Origin of the sequence: Pseudomonas sp. HS6-2 (assembly GCF_049325675.2) — a bacterium.
Classification (GTDB): Bacteria; Pseudomonadota; Gammaproteobacteria; order Pseudomonadales; family Pseudomonadaceae; genus Aquipseudomonas; species Aquipseudomonas putida_N.
In genome coordinates this window covers 3999417-4022779 of sequence record NZ_CM143906.1, presented here as the reverse complement: position 1 = coordinate 4022779, position 23363 = coordinate 3999417, and the positions used below count along the sequence as shown (strand labels likewise).

The window sequence follows — 23363 nt, the reverse complement described above, 5'->3', positions numbered from 1 at the left end:
AGGTTGGTGGTACTTTGCGTGCGCGGTTTACCCGTACGCGAGGTCGACAGTTATCGTAACGATGCCGCAGACGTCGTTGAATTGCACATCACCCGGCATCAGTACAATGCCCGTGGTCATCTTGCACTAAGCCGTGACCCGCGCCTTGCCGAAACGGCTACCCCGAACTTTCGCTGGCACAGCGACTTGTCTGGGCGACCTCTTTACACCGAAAGTGTCGATGCCGGCTCGAGCGTGGCCCTGCCTGACGTGGCCGGGCGTCCGCTGCTGGCGGTCAGTGCTACCGGCGTCAGCCAAGCGTGCTTCCATGAAGTACCTTCGCTACCCGGCAGGCTGCTGGCCGTGACGGAGCAGGGCGCTGGCGAAGCGCTGCCGCGTGTCGCAGAGCGCTATCGCTGGGCAGGCCTGAGCCCAGGCGAAAAGAACCGCAACCTTGCGGGTCAGTGCGTTCGCCATTACGACACCGCAGGCCTCATCGAACTGCAAAACCTCGCGCTCACCGGTGCAGCGCTGGCCCAGTCTCGCCGCGTGCTTGCAGGCGAAGACGAGGCGGACTGGGCGGGTGAAGACGAGCAAGCATGGCAGAGCACCCTGGAGCCAGAGCGCTACGTGACGTTGCGTACGCTCGATGCCACGGGAATCCAGTTGACCCAGACGGATGCGCGGGGCCACCAGCAGCGCCAGGCCTATGACGTTGCCGGGCAGTTGCGAGGCAGTTGGCTGACCCTGCAAGGCCAGGCCGAGCAGGCGATCGTTGCTTCATTGTGTTATTCGCCATCGGGCCACAAGCAGCAGGCAGTCCATGGTAATGGGGTAATCACGGACTACGGCCTCGACCCAATGACGCAAAGGCTGACAGGCATTCGTGTGCAGCGCCCGGGCACGCAGATCTCCGCTGCCACGACGCTGCAGGACCTGCACTACCATTACGACCCGGTGGGCAATGTGCAGAGTGTGCGCAATGACGCCGAAGCTACCCGCTTCTGGCGCAATCAGAAGGTAACGGCAGAGAGTACGTTCACCTACGACAGCCTGTACCAACTGGTGCAGGCAACGGGGCGGGAGATGATCGGACGTGGTGCTCAGGGGCCACAGTTGCCTGATGTGCTGGTTCCTTTGCCAACCGACGAGAGCGCCCTCACAAATTACACGCGCCGCTACAGCTACGACCGCGCGGGCAACCTCACCCAGATCCAACACAGCGCCCCGGCCAGCAACAACGCCTACACCACTCGAATGACCGTCTCCAACCGCAGCAACCGTGCAGTGCTGGCGCGTGAGGGCCTGTTGCCTGAGCAGGTGGATGAATTGTTCGATGCCGGTGGCCATCAACTGGAGCTGCTGGCCGGACAGGACCTGCGCTGGAATGCGCGGGGTGAGTTGGCGCAGGTGAAACCGATCGAACGTGAGGCGGGCGCGGATGATCGCGAGTGGTACCGCTATGGGGGTGACGGGATGCGCCTGCTCAAGGTGAACGAGCAGCAGGCAGTGGGTGTCACTCAATCTCAGCGAGTGCTGTATCTGGATGGCCTGGAATTGCGCGACACCGATGAAGATACCCGCCTGCATGTAATCAAGGTTGCAGCAGGGGGCGGTGCGCAAGTACAAGTCCTGCACTGGGCCAGTGGCTTGCCGGCAGGCCTGAACAATGATCAGGTCCGCTACAGCTATCACTACCTGATTGGCAGCAGCGGGCTGGAGCTGGATGGGCAAGGATCGGTCATTAGCCAAGAGGAATACTACCCGTTCGGCGGCACGTCCGTATGGACGGCGCGCAGCCAGATCGAAGCCGAATACAAAACCATTCGTTACTCCGGTAAAGAGCGCGATGCGACAGGACTGTATTACTACGGTTATCGCTATTACCAGCCGTGGGCTGGCCGCTGGCTGAATGCTGACCCAGCCAAAACGGTAGATGGGCTCAATCTTTATCGGATGGTGCGTAACAATCCCGCGACGCTGCATGACCCCAATGGAATGGAATCACAGAAAGAAGGGTATATCCTTATCCCGTTTGTGAAGGGCAACCTCCGAGAGATTGCATATGAACTTAATTTTCAGCGAGCAAGTAAGCGGAAAACACTCAGGACTATTCTTGTCGCCGATGACGAGCTGAAGAATCACTTAGAGGTTCGGAGGAAAGCTGACGAACGAAAAGCCAAAGCTGACGTCGACAGGCACCTTGTGACGCTTGCTGATTTCGAACGCAAGGTCTCTACAGCATCGGATGAGATACTTAGACAAACCGCTCGCAGCAAAGTCAAATTCAGTCGAGAAGTACTTGAGGTACTTGAGCTTGATCATAGTGTGATCAGGGATACAAGATTTGAGTCTGTAGCGTCGACGCTGGCCGGCCTTGATCCAGAAAAGAGTAAACTCTACCTGTGGGGGCACGGGCTAGCGGGTGATAATCGCCTTACGCATGAGACTGAAACCTTTACGACGAATCAGCTTGTAACATTTCTTATTGAAAGCGGGCTGCGTACTGACTTCAAAGATGTCCGCTCCCTTTCGTGCTACGGCGCTGATGCAGTCACGCCCAATTCATTTGCCTTTGAGGAGGTCAGCGGCGTACAGCATTCGTTTGGCCAAGCTCTCCTCAACTCTTTTAGAGACAGAGGCTTCCCCGATGTGGTGGTAAGCGCCTATCACGGTTTAGTGATACGTGAGGAGATCGGGGTTAATCAGGTTCGTATCGGTGACGAGAAACGACGTCGTTCTGCAGCAAGAAGAGAGTTCGCGGAAAAGGCGTAAACAATCGAGCATTGGCGAGTGTGATGAATACCTTTCAGATGAGTGACTGTGCTCATGTCTTCGGCTCTCTTTCGGCTATGTAGCAATGGGCAGCGTGCTTCGGATCGTGTTTTTAGCTGCCCAACATTAGGTATCGAATTTCCAGAGCAAGCTCAGGCAGGCTGAATCACTACTCCTCCTCGCGCTGTAATACCATCAAAAGCAACGACCGGCCTTTGACTTCGAAGGTGCTGTCGAACTGCAGGTGTTGCGGCTTGCGCATCTCTGGCCGGTCGGTATCAATCAGGCAGCTCCAGTACTCGCCTTCGGGCACTGCCGGCAGCAGGAACGGCACCACATCATGGTGCGCATTGACGATCAACAGCATGGTCGCCTCCGACCCCGGTCGCGCGATGCCACTGACCTGCGCGCGGCCATCGATCAGCATGCCCAGGCAGCGGCCGTGCGGGTCTTCCCACTGCTCCACGCTCATCTCGCTGCCATCCGGCGCCAGCCAGGTCACATCCTTGACCCCGATCGCTTCGTTGTAATCGCCGACCAGGAAGCGCGAGCGGCGTAGCACCGGGTATGCCAGGCGCAGGCGAGTCAGGCGCTTGACGAAGGCCAGCAGTTCCTTGCCTTCATCGTCCAGGTCCCAGTTGACCCAGCCGATCTCGCTGTCCTGGCAGTAGGCGTTGTTGTTGCCATGTTGGGTGCGGCTGAATTCATCGCCGGCGACAATCATCGGCGTGCCCTGAGCCAGTAACAGCGTGGCAAAGAAGTTGCGCATCTGGCGCATGCGCAGGGCGTTGATTTCAGGGTCGTCGGTGGGGCCTTCAGCACCACAGTTCCATGACAGGTTGTTGTCGGTGCCGTCCTGGTTGTTCTCGTCGTTGTCTTCGTTGTGCTTGCTGTTGTACGACACCAGGTCACGCAGGGTGAAGCCATCGTGGGCGGTGATGAAGTTGACCGAGGAATACGGCCGGCGCCCGCGGTTGTTGAACATGTCTCCCGAAGCGGTGATCCGTGCGGCGAAATCGGCCAGTTGGCCTTCGTCGCCTTTCCAGAAGGCCCGTGCGGTATCGCGGAAGCGGTCGTTCCACTCGGCCCAGCCGGGCGCGAAGTTGCCCACCTGGTAGCCGCCAGGGCCGCAGTCCCAGGGTTCGGCGATCAGCTTGACCTGGCTGAGCATCGGGTCCTGGCGGCAGGCGACGAGGAATCCGTGGCGCTCGCTATAGCCATCGTGGTAGCGGCCGAGGATGGTCGCCAGGTCGAAGCGGAAACCGTCCACGCGCATTTCCCCGGCCCAGTAGCGCAGCGAGTCGGTGACCAGTTGCAGCACCCGCGGGTGGCTGAGGTCGAGGGTGTTGCCGGTGCCGGAGTCGTTGATGTAGAAGCGCTTGTCGTCGGGCATCAGGCGGTAGTACGAGGCGTTGTCGATGCCGCGCATCGACAGGGTCGGGCCGCGTTCGTTGCCTTCGGCGGTGTGGTTGTAGACTACGTCGAGGATCACCTCCAGGCCGGCGTCGTGCAGGTGCGCGACCATCTCCTTGAACTCGGCGATCTTGCCGCTGGCCAGGTAGCGCGGGTGCGGCGCGAAGAAGGCGATGCTGTTGTAGCCCCAGTAGTTGTTCAGGCCTTTTTCCAGCAGGTGCTGGTCGTTGACGAAGGCGTGGATCGGCAGCAGCTCGATGCTCGACACGCCCAGGTCCTTGATGTGCTTGAGCAGCTCGTCGTTGGCAAGGCCTGCGAAGGTGCCGCGGAGTTCTTCTGGCACCGCCGGGTGGCGCATGCTGATACCGCGGGTGTGGGCTTCGTAGATGATCGTGCGTTCCCAGGGCACCTGCACGGGTTGGTCGCGGCCCCAGGTGAAGGCCGGGTCGATAACCTTGCATTTGGGCACGAAGGGCCCGCTGTCGCGCTCGTCGAACGACAGGTCGCCGTCCGGGTGGCCGATGGTGTAGCCGAACAGTGCCTCGGACCATTTCAGGCTGCCGACCAGTTGCTTGGCATAGGGGTCGATCAGCAATTTGTTGGGGTTGAAACGATGGCCGTTTTCCGGCTCGTAAGGGCCGTACACGCGGTAACCGTAGACCAGCCCGGGATGAGCATCGGGCAGGTAGCCGTGGTAGATCTCGTCAGTGTACTCGGGCAGTTCGATGCGCTCGATTTCCTGCTCGCCGGTGGAGTCGAACAGACACAGTTCGACCTTGGTGGCGTTGGCCGAGAACAGGGCAAAGTTGACCCCCAGGCCGTCCCAGGTAGCGCCCAGGGGGAAGGGCAGGCCTTCGCGGATACGCGACGGGGCGACGGAGCGGGTTTTCTTCGGGGTACGGGGGCTCATGGCGGTCCTCGATTGGCCGTGGTGATGGGGGGACTGCGGGGACCTGTGAGGGCCGCTTCGCGGGGCAAGCGCGCTCCTAAAGGATATTGCGTCCCCCTGTAGGAGCGGGCTTGCCCCGCGAAGAGGCCCGCACAGGCTTAACCTGCGGTGGGCTTCTTCACTGCGCGAGGCTTCTTGGCGGCAGGCGTTTTTGCCGCAGGCAGGGCAGTGACCTTGGGCTCGGCAGGCGCCTTGGGCTTGGCCGGTGCCCGCTTGCGCGGTTCTGCCTTGGGTGCCAACGCCTCGGCTTCGGCAAGCTTGCGGGCCATCTCCCAATGGCGCTCCTCTTGCCCCTCCGGCTTACCTTCCGATTCCCAGATCTGGTAAGCAAATTCGCGTACTCGTTTTTCTTCGACACTCATCACGACGCTCCTGAATGCTATGCATGTTCAATCAACAGGTTGAGCGGAAATTGCGACAGAGCCGCGCTCAACATCAGCTCCTTTGTAGGGCTGACAGCGGCTGTACCGAAAAGTCCAGTCCAAGTGGCAGGCGACAAGGCAAACGGCAGGATCACCCGGGTGTCGTCCCAGTTCTGTGCCGGGATCAACGGTGTAGTGGCGCCGCCGAGCAGGCCGCTGGCCAGGCGCGGGGCGATAACGATGGCGCGTTGGCTTTCACCCAGGCGGGCGAAGGCGATGACCTGCTCGGCATGCCGGCCCTGCACGTTCAGCGGCAGATAGGCGCCGCGGCGGAACAGCTCGGCATTGGCCTGGCGGCAGTCCAGCACCCGGGCGATCAGGGCCTGCTTGATGCGGCCGTCGCGCCATTGCGCCAGTAGCTCGGCGGGCGCGGTGGCATCGTCCAGGGTGCGGCGCCTGCAAGCGTAGTCCACGGCGCGGCGGTTGTCCGGGTCGACCAGGCTGAAATCCCAGTACTCGTTGCCCTGGTACAGGTCGGGCACACCCGGCACGGTCATGCGCAGCAGGCTCTGGACCAGGCCGTTGAGGGCGCCGGGGCAGGCGATCAGTTGTGCAGCATCCGCCAGCGACTGGCGCAGCTGCTGGTTTTCCCGATCCAGCAGCAGTCCGTCGACATAGGCGGCGCAGGCCGCTTCATAGGCCTCGTTCGGCGCGCTCCAGCTGCTGCGCAGCTTGGCTTCGCGCAGGGCCTTCTGTTGCCATTGGCGGATGCGTTCGGCGTACTGGCGCAGCGCGTTGTCGTCGTGCAGGTCGAGGGTCAGTGGCCAGCTGCCCAGCAACGTCTGCAACAGCAGCAGTTCGTCGCCGGGGCTGGGTGCCACACCGTCGTCCAGTTGCTCGCGCAGCGGTGCAGCCAGCTCGCGCCAGTGCTCGACACGACTGGCCAACCATGGGCCGCGCTCGCTCAGTACAGCCAGGCGCGCGCGGCTGTCTTCGCCACGCTTGTGGTCGTGGGTGGCGGTGGCGAGCAGGTTGTCGGGGAAGTCGCGCAGGCGACGCTGGGCCTCGTTATGGAAATGCTCGGTGCCGGCGCTGAAGCGCTCGGCCTCGAAGCCGACATCGTTGCGCGACAACAGCCGCGCCGAACGATAGAAGGCGGTGTCCTCCACGGCCTTGGCGGCACTGGGGGCGGTGAGCTGCTGGAAGCGCACACAGGCATGGCGCAGGTGCTTGCGCGGCCGGCCCGGGGCCATCTGGCGCCAAGGCTGGCCACCAAGCCATTGCTCAAGCTGGTCGAGCAGTGGCCAGTCGGCTTCACCCAGGTCCCTGCGGGCATTGGCCAGGGCCTGTTGGAAGAAGCGTTCGTCCTCTGCCGGGCGTCCGCAGGCGTTGAAGTAGGTGCGATAGACAGGGTAATGCGCAACCAGCGCCTGCAGTGCGCGGCGGATCGCGCCGAGGGTCAGGTCGCGGGTCATCAGGTCGTCGCGGGCGACCTGCAGCAGGGCCTGGGCCACGGATTCGCAGTCGCCGGCCAGGCTGGCGTTGAGCACCAGGTGGCGCGCCAGGCGCACTTCCTCGGCGAAGTCGGGGCGTTCGCTGACGGTGGCCCACAGCTCGGTCAGCGGCGTTTCGCCGGCCGGGTCGTGCTGCAGCAGCGAGACCTGGTTCATGAACTCGTAGCCGGTGGTGCCGTCGGTAAGCCAGTCGCGGTGCAGGTGTTCGTCGGTGCCGAGGATCTTTTCCACGTAGATCGGGAAGTGCTCCAGCGCGGCCTGCAACGGGCGCCTGGCAAGCAGGCTGTCGACCCGGCGACGCAGCTTGCGGCAGTACCCGCGCGGGTCGGCCAGGCCGTCGATATGGTCGATGCGCAGGCCGTCCACCAGGCCGCGCTCGATCAGTTCGAACAGCTTGGCGTGGGTCGCCTCGAACACCACGGCACGCTCCACCCGCAGGCCGCCGAGTTCGTTGATGTCGAAGAAGCGCCGCCAGTTGATGTCATCGGCGGCGGTGCGCCAACTGGCCAGGCGGTAGGTCTGGCGTTCGAGCAGCAAGTGCAGGCGCTTGAAGCCGTTTTCGCTGCGGCTGTCGAAGGCGATCAGGGCCGATTCCAGGTCCGCGCCTTCGCGCACCAGGCGTGCCAGTTCGGCGTGCAGGGGCAGGGCGTCTGCCAGTGGCTCAGGCGCATCGCGCAGCGCGGTGAAATGCTCGGCCAGGGCCTTTAGTGCAGGCTCGGGGCTCTGCGCCAGTATCCAGCCATAGTCCAGCGGGCAGATGGGGAAGCGGTGCTGGTAGTGGGCGATCTGCAGCAGGCCCGATGGCTTGTCGAATTGCAGCGGGATTTCACCGTTCTTCAGCGCCGCGCCATAGTCGCTGCCAAGGAACGGCAGCAGCAACTGCCCGGCCAGCAGTGGGTCGCTGGAGTGCCACTGGATGTCGAAGAACTCCGCGTAGGGGCTGCGCCGGCCCCAGGCCAGCAGGCTCTGCCACCAGGGGTTGTCGGCGCCGCCCACGGCCATGTGGTTGGACACCGTGTCGAGGATCAGCCCCATGCCGTGCTGGCGCAGCGCAGCCACCAGCCGTTGCAACGCGGCCTCGCCACCCAGCTCGGGGTTGACGCAGGTCGGGTCGACCACGTCGTAACCGTGGCGCGAGCCGGCGCGGGCCTTGAGGATGGGCGAGGCATACAGGTGGCTGATGCCCAGCTGGGCAAAATACGGCACCAGTGGCACGGCGTCATCGAGGGTGAAGTCGCTGTGAAATTGCAGGCGCAGGGTCGCGGTCAATGGCTTCATCGGTCGCGCTCCCAGGCTTGCTCACGGGCCTGGGCCAGCAGCTCCAGGCGCCGTGCGGCATCTTCGTCGTCGAGCAGCTCGCGCACCGGCGCGGCGAAGCGCCGACGCCAGTTGGGGTGGCCGCTGGTAGTCCCGGGCAAGTTAGGTTGCTCGTCGCTGCCGAGCAGGTCTTCCAGCGGGATCAGCACCAACGGCGCGCGGGTGTGGCCTACGTAGCGGATGGCGGCATCGATCAAGGCGTCATTGTCCTCTTGCGGGCCATAGTTGGCTTCCAGGGTGCGGCGCAGGCCTTCGCATTCCTTCTGCCTTGTATGGCGCCAGTGCAGTTCGGTGGCGGCGTCGATCAGATGCAGGCGCTGGCTCCAGTCGATGTCGCGGCTTTGCAGCCAGCCGGCCAGCGGCGCCAGGTCGTGAGTGCCGGTGGTGGCCAGGGCGTCGTCCGGCCAGTCGAGAATCGGCTTGAAGTGGCCGGGCTGGGTCTGCTCGAAAGGCAGCACGCGCATGCCCAGCACGGCCTTGGCCGCCAGCTGTTCGCGCAGGCCCTCGGGCACGGTGCCGAGGTCTTCGCCGAGGATGATCGCCTGGTGGCGCACCGACTCCAGGGCCAGCAGGCGCAGCAGGTCTTCCTGCGGGTAGTTGAGGTAGGCGCCCTCGGCAGGCTTGCAGCCCCGGGGAATCAGCCACAGACGGCGCAGGCCCATGACATGGTCGATGCGCAGGCCGCCGGCATGGGCCAGGTTGGCCCGCAGCATCTCGATGAAGGCGCGGTAGCCGTTGCGCTTGAGGCCCTCGGGGGAGAAAGCGCAGATGCCCCAGTCCTGGCCCGAGCGATTGAGGATGTCGGGCGGCGCGCCGACCTTGAGGTTGGCCAGCAGCTCGTCCTGGCGGCTCCAGGCCTGGCTGCCGGCACCATCGGCTCCAACGGCCAGGTCGGCGATCAGGCCGACCGCCATGCCGTTGCTACGTGCGGCGTGCTGGGCGCGTTGCAGGCTGCGCTCGGTCAGCCACTGACAGAAGGCATGGAACTCGACCTTGGCCGGGTAGGCGTTGGCGAAGGCCTCGACTTCCGGGTGGTACGGGTCGTGCCAGGCGCTGGGCCAGTTGCGCCAGTCGGCGCCCAGGCCATGCTCGACGGCTTGCGCCTGCAGCACTTCAAAGCGGCAGTGATGTTCCAGGGCCTGGCCACGTGCCTTACGGAAGCTGTCGAAGTCCTTGCGCAGCGGGTGGTCGGCCTGGCTGAAATCCTGGTACAGCGCTTCGAGCAGGCGCAGGCGAGCGTCGGCGGCTCGGGGCCAGTCCACCAGCGGGCGCTGCTCCAGGTCTTCGAGCACTTGCTCCAGGCCACAGGCCTCGATCGCCATGCGCACGGCACGCTCGCCCAGCAGCGCGGAGGGGCTGGCGTACAGGGTGTTGAGCAACAGGCGGCTGGACGGCGAGTAGGGGCTGTAGTATTGCTGATCGACGGCCGAAAGCGCGTGGATCGGGCTGATCGCCAGGGCATCGGCACCGCGCTCGGCGGCGCTGCGCGCCAGTTGTTCCAGGGCCAGGCAGTCGCCGTAGCCACCATCGCCGCTGCGTCGCAGGCTGTAGAGCTGCACCGCCAGGCCCCAGCAGCGCGGCGACGGTTCGGCGACCGCGTCTGCCAGGCTGTGGCAGCGCGGCGGTGCCACGGCCAGGGTGAAGCTGCGTTCGTTGATCTGCAGCAGGTGATAGCCGACCGGCAGGCCGCCGGGCAGGTTGCCTTGGGCATCGAGGGTCAGGTACTGCAGGCGGTTGCTTTCCAGGGTACAGCGCACGGCGCTGCCCGGCGGGAAGTAGCGGCGCAAGGGCAGCGGCTGGTCAAGTTCGGCGGTGATCAGCGGGGGCAGGTGTTCGGCGTCTTCGGCGGCTTCCACGGCGCGCAGGCTGGCCTGGATGGCAGGCTCGTCGCCGGCGGGGTGGCCCAGGCCGTCGAGGACCTTGCGCAGCACCTCGTCGCTGACCTGTTGTGGCCGGTTGTTGGCGTCGATCCAGTCGCGGGCCAGCCCGACGCGGGCGGCCAGTCGGTGCAAGGCGGTTTCGCTCATGGGCGCTCCTGGCCAGGTGATAGCAGGCTGACCACACAGCTGTGGGCGGACAGCGCAGTGTCGGGGTGAGTGGTGTCGCTGCTGTCGAACAGGCGCCGCTCGACGGCGGGCAGGGCGACCGCCTGGGGCGCGGCGGCCAGGTTCAGGTCGATGCGCAGGGTGCTGCCATCGCCTAGCTGCCAGCGCGCAGTGAGCGCCTTGTCGCCCAGCACCTCGGCGCCCAGGGCGCGGCTGCCGGGCAGGTGGGGGATGACATGGCGCCGGCGCAGGTCGAGCAGCTGCTGATAAAGGCCGTGCCAGCCGGCGATGACTTCCTTGTTTTGCGGCCGCGATGCCTCAAAGGTCTGTTCGGCATTGGGGTCGGGTATGTGTTCGCGTTGCTCGGGGTCGGCGAATGCCTTGAAGTGGGCGAATTCGCCGCGCCGGCCCTCGCGCACGGCGTCGGCCAGGTCGTCGTGGAAGTCGGTGAAGAACAGGAACGGCCGGCAACTGCCATCGTCATCGCCCATGAACAGCAACGGGATCATCGGCGCCAGCAGCAACAGGCCGGTGGCCGCACGCAGGGCCGCAGGCGGGCACAGGCGCGTCAGGCGTTCGCCCAGGGCACGGTTGCCGACCTGGTCATGGTTCTGCAGGAACAGCACGAAGGCACTTGGCGCCAGGTGCCCGCTGGGTTCGCCGCGTGGCGTGCCGTGGCGGTTGGCCTGGCCCTGGAACACGAAGCCTTCGGACAGGCAGCGGGCCAGTTTGTCGATGGGTTTTTCCTGGTAGTCGGCGTAGTACCCTTCGGTTTCCCCGGTCAGCAGCACATGCAGGGCGTTGTGGCCATCGTCGTTCCACTGGGCATCGAAACCCTGTTCGAGCAGCGTGGCCTGGTTGTGCTCATTCTCCAGCACCAGCCACACATGCCGGCCGGGCTCGACGGCGGCGCGCACCCGCTGCGCCAGTTCGATGAGGAAGTCGGGTTGGTCGATGGCGTGCACGGCATCCAGGCGAAGGCCGTCGCAGCGGTAGTCGCACAGCCACATCAGGGCGTTCTGGATGAAGTAATCGCGCACCTCGCGGCGGCGAAAATCGATGGCCGCGCCCCAAGGCGTCTGGCGGTCTTCGCGGAAGAACGGGCTGGCGTACTGGTGCAGGTAGTTGCCGTCCGGGCCGAAGTGGTTGTAGACCACATCTACCAGCACCATCAGCCCCAGGCCGTGGGCGCGGTCCACCAGTGCGCACAGTTGCTCGGGGCTGCCATAGGTGTGCTGCGGCGCATAGGGCAGCACACCGTCATAGCCCCAGTTGCGCTCGCCGGGGAACTGGCCCAGGGGCATCAGCTCGATGGCACTGATGCCCAGTTCGGCCAGCCGCGGCAACTGCCGGGCGACACCTGGATAGCCTTCGAGCACGCCGACGTGCAGCTCCATGATTACCGCTTCATGCCACGGCCGCCCTTGCCAGGGGTGCTGCCAGGCGTAGGCGCCGGTGTCCACGACCTGGCTCGGCCCGTGCACCCCTTCGGGCTGGTAGCGCGACGCCGGGTCGGCTACCTGCAGCTTGCCGTCGATACGGTAGTGGTAGCGGTCACCGGCCTGGCACGGGGCAACTCCCGTGTACCAGCCGTCGCCATCGGGCAGCAGCCCGATGGCCGGCTGCTGCTCCAGTTCCAGGCTCACGCTGCGCGCATCGGGCGCCCATAGGGCGAAGCGCGCCGACGTGGCGTCGAGCAGGTGTGCGCCATGCCTGTGCATCTTCGACCCCCGCTCAGTAGTGGCTCAGGTGTGCCTGCTTGACCAGGTCCTCGTAGAGGCGCGCGTAGGGCTCCACTGCCTGGCACCAGTTGAACGGCTGGGTCATCGACAGGCAGCGCATGGCATTGAGCAGGTCCTTCTTGCTGTAGATGTAGAACGCCCGGCTCAGGGCTTCGCGGTAGCTGTCGACAGTCGACTCATCGAACAGGAAACCAGTGACGCCGTTCTCGATGGTGTCGGCCAGGCCACCGGTGTTGCGTGCCACCGGCAGCGAACCAAAGCGCTGGGCGTACATCTGGCTCAGGCCGCAGGGCTCGTAGCGCGAGGGCATCAGCAAGAAGTCGCTGCCGGCGAACATGCGCCGGGCGTCGGTTTCGTTGAAGCCGATGCGCACGCCGATGCGGCCTGGGTGACGCAGGGCCAGTTCACGCATGGCCTGCTCTTCTTCCGGCTCACCGCGGCCGATGATCGCGATCTGCCCACCTTGCCCGACGATGTAGTCGGCAACGCCAAGGGTCAGGTCCAGGCCTTTCTGGTAGACCAGCCGCGAGACCACGGCGAACAGCGGCCCTTCGGACGGCTCCAGTTCGAACAGTTTGCGCACTTCGGCGCTATTGCGAGCTTTGCCGTCCCAGTCATTGATGCTGAAGTTGTGTTGCAAGTGCTGGTCGGTGGCCGAGTCCCAGCTTTCGTCGATGCCGTTGGGGATGCCGCCGAGCAGGCCTTGCTGGGCCTTGCTGGCCAGGAAACCATCGAGCCCGCAGCCAAATTCCGGGGTGGTGATTTCCTGGGCGTAGGTGGCGCTGACCGTGGTGATGTGGCTGGAGTAGGCAAGGCCGGCCTTGAGGAACGACAGCTTGCCGTAGAACTCCATGCCTTCCTGTTGCATGGCATGGTCGGGGATCGCCAGCTCTGGGCTGCAGCCGCGGCTGTAGACGCCCTGATAGGCCAGGTTGTGAATGGTGAACAAGGTCGGCGTGTTCAGCCCGCGCCAGTGCATGTAGGCCGGCGCCAGGCCGGCGGGCCAGTCATGCGCATGGACCACTTCGGGCTTCCAGTGGATCTTGCCTTCGCCGGCCGCGATCTCGGCTGCGGCCAGGCCCAGGCGGGCGAAACGGATATGGTTGTCGGGCCAGTCGCGGCCATTGTTGGCACCATAGGGGGTGCCGTCGCGTTGGTACAGCTCGGGGCAGATCAGCACGTAGATGACCAGCCCGTCGGCCATGTCCATGCGGCCGATCTTGCACGGTGGCAGGGCCGCGTGGCCGCCGAGTTCGCCGACGATATGAATCGGGTTATCGCTTTCCATCACTTGGCGGTAGCCGGGGATCAGCACCCGCACATCGTGCAGGTGCGCCAGCGCGCGGGGCAGCGCCGCAGACACGTCGCCGAGGCCGCCGGTCTTGACCAGATCAGCAATTTCAGAGGTGACGAACAGGATTTTGCGCTTGTTCGGGTTGTGCTGGCGCTGGGCGCCGGGTGCCGTGCCTGTCTTGGCGAAGTCCGGGGTGAGCGGTTCGCGGTTGTCCGGGTTGAATGAATCTACGTGAGGCTCGACAGCGGCACTGATCATACTTCTCTCCGTCCCTAAGTGTTGGCAGGGTGCTGGCACCCGTTGCGATCTTTCGTGTTGGTCTCTCTGAATTTTGTCGTTGCGTAAAGCGATCCATGCCCCGAAGTCGTGCGCACAGGCACAACGCGATCAGCATTCCGGCCGACGGCGATTGGACTGGCTGGGGTAGGCGGGCCGTGCGAAGGAAGTCCTTTTGCGTTTGGCCTACTCAGTAGCTGACACGCCCCCGTTTCCAAAAGTTCGACTTTTTTACGTCGCTCTTCCTCTGAGCAAATGGCGGGCCGAAACCTGAGTGTAGGAGAGCGGGAGATAAAAAAGTGACCCATTGGTCACTTTCGTTATGACGCGAGATAGACGCAAACGTTGGCGTGTGTGACCGAATGTGAACCGAGGTGTTCTAGGGTGGGGCAGGGCTAATTTACGCGTGCGCCATCGGGTGGCCGGCCAGCGTGTTGCGCACCATGATGGGGCGAGATTTCAGCAGTGTGGGAGCGGGAAGCTCCCACCGGGGAGGGGATAAATCAGAGGCTGACGGTTTTGCCGTCGCTACGCGCCTGTTCCAGCAACATATGCAACTGAGCAACCTGCTGGCGCAGCTGGTCACGTTCGTCCTTGAGTTTACGCAGCTCATCGCGGCGCACGGAGACATAGAGGGTCTGGGTTGGAGTAGCAGGCATCAAGGTACCCATGAGCACACCTCGCGGTTTTGGCTGGTGACAGTTAAAGCGTAGTCGCTTCACGCGGCGCGCATTCTGAATTCTTTCTCGGCTCATGGGAACTTTTTTGTTTAACGTTGTCGCGCCGTTCGTCGCTGAACCCTCAGGCGTCGTGCTGGACTAATCTGGAAAGTTGAACTGTGTTTGTCATCCATTTCGAAAGGGGAGCATCGGCTCATGCAATTGGGAATCGTCGGGCTGGGCCGCATGGGCGGCAATATCGCAAGGCGGCTGATGCGCGCCGGCCACCAAACCGTGGTGCACGATCGTAACCGTGATGCCGTCGATACCTTGCATCGCGAGGGCGCCCTGGGCGCCCATGACCTCGGCGCGCTGGTGCAGAAGCTCAAGGCGCCACGCGCGGTGTGGGTGATGCTGCCGGCGGGCGAGCCTACCGAGCAGACCATCGCCCAGCTGGCCGAGCTGCTGGAGCCGGGCGATGCCATCATCGACGGTGGCAACACCTTCTATAAGGATGACATGCGCCGTGCGGCCGAGCTGAGCAAGCGCGGCCTGCATTACCTGGACGTCGGCACCTCTGGCGGTGTCTGGGGCCTGGACCGCGGTTACTGCATGATGATCGGTGGCGAGCAGGAGGTCTTCGAGCGCCTGGAACCGCTGTTCAAGGCGCTGGCACCGGGTGTCGGCGACATTCCGCGTACCCACGGCCGCAACGGTGAGCACCAGCGTGCCGAGCACGGCTACATCCATGCCGGCCCACCGGGCGCCGGGCATTACGTGAAGATGGTGCACAACGGTATCGAGTACGGCCTGATGCAGGCCTACGCCGAAGGCTTCGACCTGCTGCGCAGCAAGGGCGGCAACGAGCTGCCGGAAGACCAGCGCTTCGACCTGAACGTGGCCGAGATCGCCGAGGTCTGGCGACGTGGCAGCGTGGTCACCTCCTGGCTGCTCGACCTCACCGCCGATGCGCTGGTAGCGGACCCACAGCTGGCGCAGTTCAGTGGCTCGGTGTCCGACAGCGGCGAAGGTCGCTGGACCATTGACGCCGCCGTTGAACAAGCGGTGCCGGTGCCGGTGCTGTCCAGCGCGCTGTTCGCCCGCTTCCGCTCGCGTCAGCAGCAGGGCACCTATGGCGACAAGATTCTCTCGGCCATGCGCCTGGGCTTCGGTGGCCACGTCGAGAAAAAAGACTGATGAGCAAACAGACCATTCCTGCTGCTCCGCCCTGCACGCTGTTGCTGTTTGGCGCCAACGGTGACCTGGTCAAGCGCCTGCTGATGCCGGCGCTTTACAACCTCAGCCGTGACGGTTTGCTGGACCGCAACCTGCGCATTGTCGGCGTCGACCACAACCCGGCCACGGCCGATGAATTCGCCGGGCGCCTGCATGCCTTCATGCAGGAACGCGACAAAGGCGGCGAGGGCGCTGCCAAATGCCTGGACGAAAAACTCTGGGCCCGGCTGGCGAAACGTCTGGACTACCAGACTGGCGACTTTCTCGACCCTGCGACCTATGCGGCGTTGGCCAAACGTATCGAAAAAACCAGCCACGGCAACGCCATCTTTTACCTGGCCACTTCGCCGCGCTTCTTCCCCGAGGTGGCTCAACGCCTGGGCGCAGCCGGCCTGCTCGACGAGTCTGCCGGCGGCTTCCGACGTGTGGTGGTGGAAAAGCCCTTCGGCACCGACCTGGCCAGTGCCGAGGCGCTCAATGCCTGCCTGCTGAAGGTGATGAGCGAGCGGCAGATCTACCGCATCGACCATTACCTGGGCAAGGAAACGGTGCAGAACATTCTGGTCAGCCGTTTCTCCAACGGCCTGTTCGAGTCGTTCTGGAACAACCACTACATCGACCATGTACAGATCACCGCCGCCGAGACGGTTGGTGTCGAGACCCGCGGCGCGTTCTATGACACCACCGGTGCCCTGCGTGACATGGTACCCAACCACCTGTTCCAGCTGCTGGCGATGGTGGCCATGGAGCCACCGGCGGCGTTTGGCGCCGATGCCGTGCGTGGCGAGAAGGCCAAGGTGATCGGTGCCATCCGCCCCTGGTCGGCAAAGATGGCCCTGAAGAACTCGGTGCGTGGCCAATACGTGGCGTGCAGGCAGGGCCGCAAGCCGCTGCCGGGGTATCGCCAGGAAAACAACGTCGCAGCCGACAGCCAGACCGAAACCTACGTGGCGCTCAAGGTGATGATCGACAACTGGCGCTGGGCCGGGGTGCCGTTCTACTTGCGTACCGGCAAGCGCATGAGCGTACGCGACACCGAGATCGCCATCTGCTTCAAGCCGGCGCCCTACGCGCAGTTTCGCGAGTCGGAACTGGAACGGCCCAAGCCCAATTACCTGAAGATCCAGATCCAGCCCAACGAAGGCATGTGGTTCGACCTGCAGGCCAAGCGGCCAGGGCCGGAGCTGGTGATGGAGAACATCGAGCTGGGCTTTGCCTACAAGGACTTCTTCAAGATGACCCCGGCCACGGGTTACGAAACGCTGATCTATGACTGCCTGACCGGCGACCAGACTTTGTTCCAGCGGGCCGACAACATCGAGAATGGCTGGCGCGCGGTACAGCCATTCCTCGATGCCTGGGCCCAGGGGGGCGAGGTGCATGAGTACCCGGCAGGGCAGGATGGCCCCGAAGAAGGCAATGAACTGCTGACTCGCGACAAGCGCGAGTGGCACAAGCTGGGGTGACAGTGCTTTGTTGCCTGCTCGGGCCCCTTCGCGGGGCAAGCCCGCTCCTACAGGAGTACGCAACTCCCTGTAGGAGCGGGCTTGCCCCGCGAAGAGGCCGGCACAGGCAACCTCATAAAGGAGGTTGAATGCCCGCCCACATCGAAGACTACGCCCTGCTCGGCAATTGTCGCAGCGCCGCCTTGGTCAGCCGCGATGGCTCGCTCGACTGGTTATGCCTGCCGCGCTTCGACGCCCCGGCCGTGTTTGCCGCGCTGCTGGGCAACGAAGAGAACGGCCGCTGGCGCCTGGCACCCAGCGACCCCGTCGAGCACTGCAGCCGCCAGTACCTGGGCGACACTCTGGTGCTGGAAACCACCTGGGTCACCGCCAGCGGCCGCGCCCGGGTGCTCGACTTCATGCCGCTGGACGAGGTCAACTCGGTAGTGCGCATCGTCGAGGGGCTGTCCGGCGAGACCAACTTTGAAATGGACCTGGTGCTGCGCTTCGACTACGGTCGCAGCGTGCCGTGGGTAGAGAAAATCGACCCGCTGACGCTCAGCGCGGTGGCCGGCCCCGATCGTGTGATCCTGCGCAGCAGCGTGGTACCCCACGGCCTCGACCACCACACCGTCGCCCGTTTTCGCGTGGGGGCTGGTGAGCGCCAGCTCTTCAGCATGCGTCACCAGCCCTCGCACTTACCGGTGCAACCCGACTGCGACATCGACCAGGCGCTGCATCACACCCTTACCCACTGGCAGGCGTTTGCCGACCGTTGTCCCGAGGTCGGCCCCTACACCGGCCTGGTCCGCCGTTCGCTGCTCACCCTAAAGGCCATGACCTACGCGCCCACCGGCGGCATCGTCGCAGCGGTCACCACCTCGCTGCCCGAACGCATCGGTCACGAGCGCAACTGGGATTACCGCTTCTGCTGGCTGCGCGACGCCACCATGACCTTGCTGGCGTTCATGAACCTCGGCTATTTCGACGAAGCCCAGGCCTGGCGCGAATGGCTGCTGCGCTCGGTGGCCGGCAACCCTGAACAGATGCAGATCATGTATGGCCTGGCCGGCGAGCGCGACCTCACCGAGTACACCTTGCCCTGGCTGGCCGGCTACGAACACTCGCAGCCGGTGCGGGTCGGCAATGCCGCGTCGGAACAGGTGCAGCTGGACATCTATGGCGAACTGGCCGATGCCATGACCCAGGCGATCAAGGGCGGCCTGCCGCGCCACCCGCGCAGTGCGGCGATCTCCCGGCTGATCCTGCCTTATGTCGAGCGCATCTGGCGCGACCCTGACGAAGGTATCTGGGAAGTGCGCGGTGGCCGTCAGCATTTCGTCCACTCCAAGGTCATGGCCTGGGTCGCCTTCGACCGTGCGGCGGGGCTGGCCGACACCACCGAGGAAGGCCGTGAGCATGGCCGCCACTATCGGCAGGTGGCTGACGAGATTCATCGGGAGGTCTGCGCGCGCGGGCTCGATGACAGCGGCCAGCACTTCGTCCAGGCTTACGGTTCGAGTGAGATGGACGCCAGCCTGTTGCAGATCGCCTTGACCGGTTTCCTGCCAGCCGAGGACCCACGCTTTCAGCGCACCTTGGCGCAGATCGAGCAGCGCCTGCTGAAGAATGGCCTGCTGCTGCGCTATGACAGCGACAGCTGCAGCGACGGGCTGACGCCGGGGGAGGGCACGTTCCTGGTGTGCTCGTTCTGGCTGGCGGATGTGTACGTGCTGCTGGGGCGCGAGGCCGAGGCCCGGGCGCTGTACGAAAAGCTCACCGGGCTATGCAACGACGTCGGCCTGCTGGCCGAACAGTACGACCCTGCTGGCAAGCGCATGCTCGGCAACTTCCCCCAGGCGTTCAGCCATATCGGCATCATCAACACGGCGCTGAACCTGCACCGGGCAGAGTGCCCGGTGCGCGATCGGGCACGTTGTGGCTAGGGATCAACTTAGTGTGTGACGCATTGCGTCACACATGATACTTTGCTTCGTGTGATGCATGGGGTCACACTCTGGCTGTCTCCCAAATGGACGCGGCGAGCTACCCATGATCATCAGTTTTCGACACAAGGGACTGCGATTCTTCTACGAAACGGGTAACACCCGGGGTATTCAGGCCACTCACGCAAAACGCTTGCAGCGGCAGCTGCAGTTTCTCGACCGCGCCATCGTTGCGCAGGACTTGAGTCTGCCAGGCTGGCAACTGCATCCGCTCAAGGGTGAGCTTTCGGGCTTCTGGTCAGTGAGTGTTTCCGGTAACTGGAGGTTGATCTTTCGTTTCGTGGGTTCGGATGCCGAATTGGTCGATTACCTTGATTATCACTGAACAGGAGGGCTGATCATGCCTTTGCACAATCCGCCGCATCCCGGCGAAACCTTGCGTGAGGATGTCTTGCCAGCGCTTGGCCTGACGGTTAAGGACTTCGCAGCGCATCTGGGTTTTTCTCGAGAAGCGCTTTCGCGGGTACTGCATGGCCGCGCGGCCATGTCGCCAGACTTGGCAGTGCGCCTGGAAATGGCAGGTATCAGCACTGCACGGCTGTGGCTGGCCATTCAGGCCGACTATGACATCTGGCAGGCTCGCCATCGCCATCAGCCCGTAATCACCCGGTTGTTTCAGGCGGCCTGATTCTATCGGGTGAACGTACCGGAGTAGACTAAGGCAACCCCATTCGGCAAGGAGCACGCATGAGCGTTCGTGGCCACGATCGGCAGATCGACAACATCGAGTTCAACGTCAGCGACATCGCACGGAGCAAGGCTTTCTACGGCAGCGTGTTCGGCTGGCGCTTCACCGACTACGGGCCGACCTACACCGAGTTCAGCGATGGTCGCTTGACCGGCGGCTTCTCCACCGGCGAAGCGGTGCGGCCGGGCGGGCCACTGGTGATCCTGTATGCGGACGACCTGGAAACCACGCTACAGCGGGTCGAGGCGGCCGGGGCAAGCATCAGCCGGGCAACCTTTGCCTTTCCGGGTGGCCGGCGTTTCCACTTCATCGACCCGGACGGGTACGAACTCGCTGTGTGGACGGCCCAAGCCTGATGGCCAACCACAAGATCGAAATCCGCCGTCGCAATATCGAGAAAATCCTCATCGCAGCGGAAAAGGTGTTCGCCGAAAAAGGCTACGGCGCCACCTCGATGGGTGACATTGCCGAACAGGCCGAGCTGCCGCGCTCCAACCTGCACTACTACTTCAGCACCAAGGACGAGTTGTTCCGCGCAGTGCTGCAGGACCTGCTGGATGTGTGGAAACAGGACGCGCTGTGCTTCGAGAACTTCGATGACCCGCGGGTGGTGTTGACCAGCTACATTCGCGCCAAGATGGGCCACTCACGTTCACGGCCGCTGGGCTCGAAGATCTGGGCCGAGGAAATGCTGCATGGGGCACCGGTGCTGGGGGTGAACCTCGCTGAGAGCCTGGTGCCTTGGGCGAAACTCAAGGAAGACAAGATCCGTCGCTGGGTGGCGGAGGGGCGCATCCTGCCGGTGGAACCTTCGGCGCTGCTCTACATGATCTGGGCGTCGACCCAGCACTATGCCGATTTTGGTTATCAAGTGATGTTGCTGAACGAGGGTGAGCCTTTGTCGGACATGGCATTCGAGAGTGCGGTGCAGACGGTGACCTGTGTGATCTTGCGCGGTATCGGGCTGGAGCCATGAGTGGATGGGGCTGCGAAGCAGCCCCATCGACCGCCAGTATTCAGCTGGCCTCGCGGTAGGGGTTGCGCGGATCCTGGGTCCAGTTCAGGTAAGGCTTGCCGGTATCCTGTGGCACCATCTCGATGCAGTTCTCCACCGGGCAGGTGATCTGGCACAGGTTGCAGCCCACGCATTCGTCCTCGATCACGCTGTAGGCATGCGTCCCGTCTGCCTTCAGCGTGCTGGCAATCGCCTGGTGCGAGGTGTCCTCACAGGCGATGTGGCAACGCCCGCAACCAATGCACGCCTCCTGGTCGATCTGCGCCACCGACTTGTAGTTGATGTCCAGGTACTTCCAGTCAGTGGTGTGCCCCACGGCCTGGCCGCGGAAGGCCTCCAGGTTGCGGTGGCCGTGCTGGTCCATCCAGCGTTCCAGGCCATCTTTCATGTCTTCGACGATGCGGAAGCCATGCAGCATCGCCGCCGTGCACACTTGCACCGCACCGCTGCCCAGGGCGATGAACTCGGCAGCATCGCGCCAGTTGCCGATCCCGCCGATCCCGCAGATCGGCAAGCCTCGGGTTTCCGGGTCGCGAGCGATTTCGGCAACCATGTTCAGGGCGATAGGCTTGACTGCCGAGCCGCAGTAACCGCCGTGGGTGCTCTGGTCGCCAACGATGGGGTGGGCGACCATGCGGTCCAGGTCGACGCTGGTGATCGAGTTGATGGTGTTGATCAGCGACACCGCATCCGCGCCACCGCGATGGGCCGCACGGGCCGACTGGCGAATGTCGGTGATGTTTGGCGTGAGCTTGACGATCACCGGCAGCGAGCAGTGCAGCTTGCACCAGCGGGTGACCATCTCCACGTACTCCGGCACCTGGCCGACTGCCGCCCCCATGCCGCGTTCAGGCATGCCGTGGGGGCAGCCGAAGTTCAGCTCGATGCCATCGGCGCCGGTGGCTTCCACCAGTGGCAGGATGAACTTCCACGACTCCTCCACGCAGGGCACCATCAGCGACACGACCAGTGCGCGGTCGGGCCAGTCCTTCTTCACCTGGGTGATTTCCCGCAGGTTGATCTCCAGCGAACGGTCGGTGATCAGCTCGATGTTGTTGATGCCCTGCACCTGGCGGTTGGGGCCGTAGTGCGCGGAATAACGTGACGACACGTTGACCGCCGCCGGGTCCTCGCCCAGGGTCTTCCAGACTACGCCGCCCCAGCCGGCTTCGAAGGCGCGGACCACGTTGTAGGCCTTGTCGGTCGGTGGCGCGGAGGCCAGCCAGAAAGGGTTGGGCGCCTTGATGCCGGCGAATTCGATGGACAGGTCGGCCATTTACGCTGCCTCCACGTTGAGCATGAGTTGGGCATGGATGGCTTCGGCGGCCAGCTTGCCGTGTTGCACGGCCTGGACGGTGAGGTCCTGGCCCAGAGCGGTGCAGTCGCCGCCGGCGTACACGCCTGGGAGGCTGGTGCGCATGTGGTCATCGACGCGGATACGCTCGCCGTCGCGGGCCAGTTGCGCGGCGACCGGGTCGCCGAGGCTGGCATCGTCGAAGTGTTGGCCGATGGCTTTGAAGATGGCGTCGGCGGCCAGCTCGAACGTTTCGCCAGTGTCGCGCAGGCGGTCGTCGGCCAGTTCGGTACGCATGAAGCGCATGCCGCAAACACGGCCGTCGTCATCGAGCAGCACGGCATCGGGGCGGGCCCAGGTGTGCAAGCGCACCTGATTGGCCTTGGCAATGTCCTGCTCATGGCCGGTGGCGCCCATGTCGCCGTGGCCACGGCGGTACACCAGGTTGACGTCGCGGGCACCCAGGCGGCTCATCTGCACGGCCATGTCGATGGCGGTGTTGCCGGCACCGATCACCAGGCAGCGGTCGGCCAGTGGCAGTTGCGCCAGGTCGTCGGCCTGACGCAGTTCGCGGATGTATGCAGTGGCGGCGAGCAGGCCAGGGGCTTCTTCGTCGGCCAGGCCGAGCTGGCGCACGGCGTTCAGGCCCAGGCCGAGGAACACTGCGTCGTACTGGTCGCGCAACTCGCCCAGGCCAAGGTTGGCGCCCAGGCGCTGGCCGTGACGGATCTCGATACCGCCGATGCCGAGCAGAAATTCCACTTCGCGCTGGGCGTAGTCATCCACCAGCTTGTAGCGGGCGATACCGTATTCGTTGAGGCCGCCGGCTTTCTCGCAGGCCTCGAACACCACCACGTTATGGCCATGCATGGCCAGGCGATGGGCACACGACAGCCCGGCGGGGCCGGCACCGACCACGGCGATGCGCTTGCCGGTGGCGGGTGAGCGCTTGAACGGGTGCTCGCTGAAGTGGGCATTGTCCAAGGCGTAGCGCTGCAACTGGCCAATCAGCACCGGGGCGCATTCCTGGGCGTTGTTACGCACGCAGGCTTGTTGGCAGAGGATTTCGGTGGGGCACACGCGGGCGCAGCTGCCACCGAGGATATTGGCCGAGAGGATACGCTCGGCGGCGCCTTGCAGGTTCTCGTCGCTGATGCGGTGGATGAACGACGGGATGTCGATTTCGCTCGGGCAGGCGTTCACGCAAGGGGCGTCGTAGCAGTACAGGCAGCGGGCACTCTCGACCGCAGCCTGGCGGGCGGTGAGCGGCGGGGCCAGGTCGGTGAAGCGCTCGGCCAGTTGGTCGCTGCCGGCACGCGGGCGCGGCAAATGGTTCAGGGCATCGATCACGGTT

17 protein-coding genes are annotated in these 23363 nt (G+C 64.2%); 8 read left to right on the top strand and 9 right to left on the bottom strand.

Features of this window, described 5'->3' with window-relative positions; translation table 11 throughout:
* Positions 1-18: 18 nt before the first annotated feature.
* The gene (locus ACOKS3_RS18625; RefSeq protein ID WP_422763513.1) at positions 19-2754 is read left to right on the top strand and encodes an RHS repeat domain-containing protein; all 2736 of its coding nucleotides are present in this window, start codon (positions 19-21) and stop codon (positions 2752-2754) included.
* Positions 2755-2923: 169 nt separating this feature from the next.
* On the opposite strand, the gene glgX is transcribed toward ACOKS3_RS18625, so the two are convergent.
* The 7 genes from glgX to ACOKS3_RS18590 all read right to left on the bottom strand — a co-directional run bounded on the left by glgX (position 2924) and on the right by ACOKS3_RS18590 (position 14337).
* Positions 2924-5077 (bottom strand): glycogen debranching protein GlgX, encoded by a 2154-nt coding sequence (gene glgX / locus ACOKS3_RS18620; RefSeq protein WP_422763514.1) that lies wholly within the window; start codon positions 5075-5077, stop codon positions 2924-2926.
* A 137-nt stretch (positions 5078-5214) separates the two neighbouring features.
* A complete protein-coding gene (locus tag ACOKS3_RS18615; RefSeq protein ID WP_103448101.1) occupies positions 5215-5481 on the bottom strand; it encodes a DUF2934 domain-containing protein in 267 nt (88 codons plus the stop codon).
* A 14-nt stretch (positions 5482-5495) separates the two neighbouring features.
* Positions 5496-8270: a malto-oligosyltrehalose synthase gene (locus ACOKS3_RS18610; RefSeq protein WP_422763515.1), complete on the bottom strand. Its 2775-nt coding sequence runs from the start codon at positions 8268-8270 to the stop codon at positions 5496-5498.
* The gene (gene malQ / locus ACOKS3_RS18605) at positions 8267-10336 is read right to left on the bottom strand and encodes a 4-alpha-glucanotransferase (RefSeq protein ID WP_103448099.1); all 2070 of its coding nucleotides are present in this window, start codon (positions 10334-10336) and stop codon (positions 8267-8269) included. The genes ACOKS3_RS18610 and malQ overlap by 4 nt, the downstream gene beginning before the upstream one ends.
* Entirely contained in the window at positions 10333-12075 is a 1743-nt protein-coding gene (gene treZ, locus ACOKS3_RS18600) for a malto-oligosyltrehalose trehalohydrolase (RefSeq protein ID WP_422763516.1), read from the bottom strand. Before treZ ends, malQ begins: the two co-directional genes overlap by 4 nt.
* Positions 12076-12088: 13 nt before the next feature.
* Positions 12089-13648 (bottom strand): glycogen synthase GlgA, encoded by a 1560-nt coding sequence (gene glgA / locus ACOKS3_RS18595; RefSeq protein WP_103448097.1) that lies wholly within the window; start codon positions 13646-13648, stop codon positions 12089-12091.
* A 521-nt stretch (positions 13649-14169) separates the two neighbouring features.
* On the bottom strand, positions 14170-14337 hold the full coding sequence (locus ACOKS3_RS18590) for a DUF6026 family protein (RefSeq protein WP_165837327.1): 168 nt from the start codon (positions 14335-14337) through the stop codon (positions 14170-14172).
* Between the two features lie 204 nt (positions 14338-14541).
* Between ACOKS3_RS18590 and gnd the strand changes: the two genes are divergently transcribed.
* The 7 genes from gnd (at position 14542) to ACOKS3_RS18555 (ending at position 20676) form a co-directional block, all read left to right on the top strand.
* Complete coding sequence (gene gnd / locus ACOKS3_RS18585; RefSeq protein ID WP_103448096.1) at positions 14542-15522, top strand: phosphogluconate dehydrogenase (NAD(+)-dependent, decarboxylating); 981 nt, start codon at positions 14542-14544, stop codon at positions 15520-15522.
* Positions 15522-17027, top strand: coding sequence for a glucose-6-phosphate dehydrogenase (gene zwf / locus ACOKS3_RS18580; protein ID WP_422763517.1), 1506 nt, complete (start codon positions 15522-15524; stop codon positions 17025-17027). The genes gnd and zwf overlap by 1 nt, the downstream gene beginning before the upstream one ends.
* 128 nt (positions 17028-17155) lie before the next feature.
* Positions 17156-18952 carry a glycoside hydrolase family 15 protein gene (locus tag ACOKS3_RS18575; RefSeq protein WP_422763518.1) on the top strand — a complete coding sequence of 599 codons (1797 nt, stop codon included), beginning with the start codon at positions 17156-17158 and terminating at the stop codon, positions 18950-18952.
* 106 nt (positions 18953-19058) lie between these two features.
* Positions 19059-19337, top strand: coding sequence for a type II toxin-antitoxin system RelE/ParE family toxin (locus tag ACOKS3_RS18570; RefSeq protein ID WP_103448093.1), 279 nt, complete (start codon positions 19059-19061; stop codon positions 19335-19337).
* 15 nt (positions 19338-19352) lie between these two features.
* Positions 19353-19640 carry a HigA family addiction module antitoxin gene (locus ACOKS3_RS18565; protein ID WP_103448092.1) on the top strand — a complete coding sequence of 96 codons (288 nt, stop codon included), beginning with the start codon at positions 19353-19355 and terminating at the stop codon, positions 19638-19640.
* A 59-nt stretch (positions 19641-19699) separates the two neighbouring features.
* Positions 19700-20056 (top strand): VOC family protein, encoded by a 357-nt coding sequence (locus tag ACOKS3_RS18560; protein ID WP_422763519.1) that lies wholly within the window; start codon positions 19700-19702, stop codon positions 20054-20056.
* Positions 20056-20676 (top strand): TetR/AcrR family transcriptional regulator, encoded by a 621-nt coding sequence (locus tag ACOKS3_RS18555; protein WP_103448289.1) that lies wholly within the window; start codon positions 20056-20058, stop codon positions 20674-20676. Before ACOKS3_RS18560 ends, ACOKS3_RS18555 begins: the two co-directional genes overlap by 1 nt.
* A gap of 40 nt (positions 20677-20716) precedes the next feature.
* On the opposite strand, the gene preA is transcribed toward ACOKS3_RS18555, so the two are convergent.
* On the bottom strand, positions 20717-21991 hold the full coding sequence (gene preA, locus ACOKS3_RS18550) for an NAD-dependent dihydropyrimidine dehydrogenase subunit PreA (protein ID WP_422763520.1): 1275 nt from the start codon (positions 21989-21991) through the stop codon (positions 20717-20719).
* Positions 21992-23359 carry an NAD(P)-dependent oxidoreductase gene (locus tag ACOKS3_RS18545; RefSeq protein WP_422763521.1) on the bottom strand — a complete coding sequence of 456 codons (1368 nt, stop codon included), beginning with the start codon at positions 23357-23359 and terminating at the stop codon, positions 21992-21994. It abuts the gene before it with no gap.
* Positions 23360-23363: the final 4 nt, after the last annotated feature.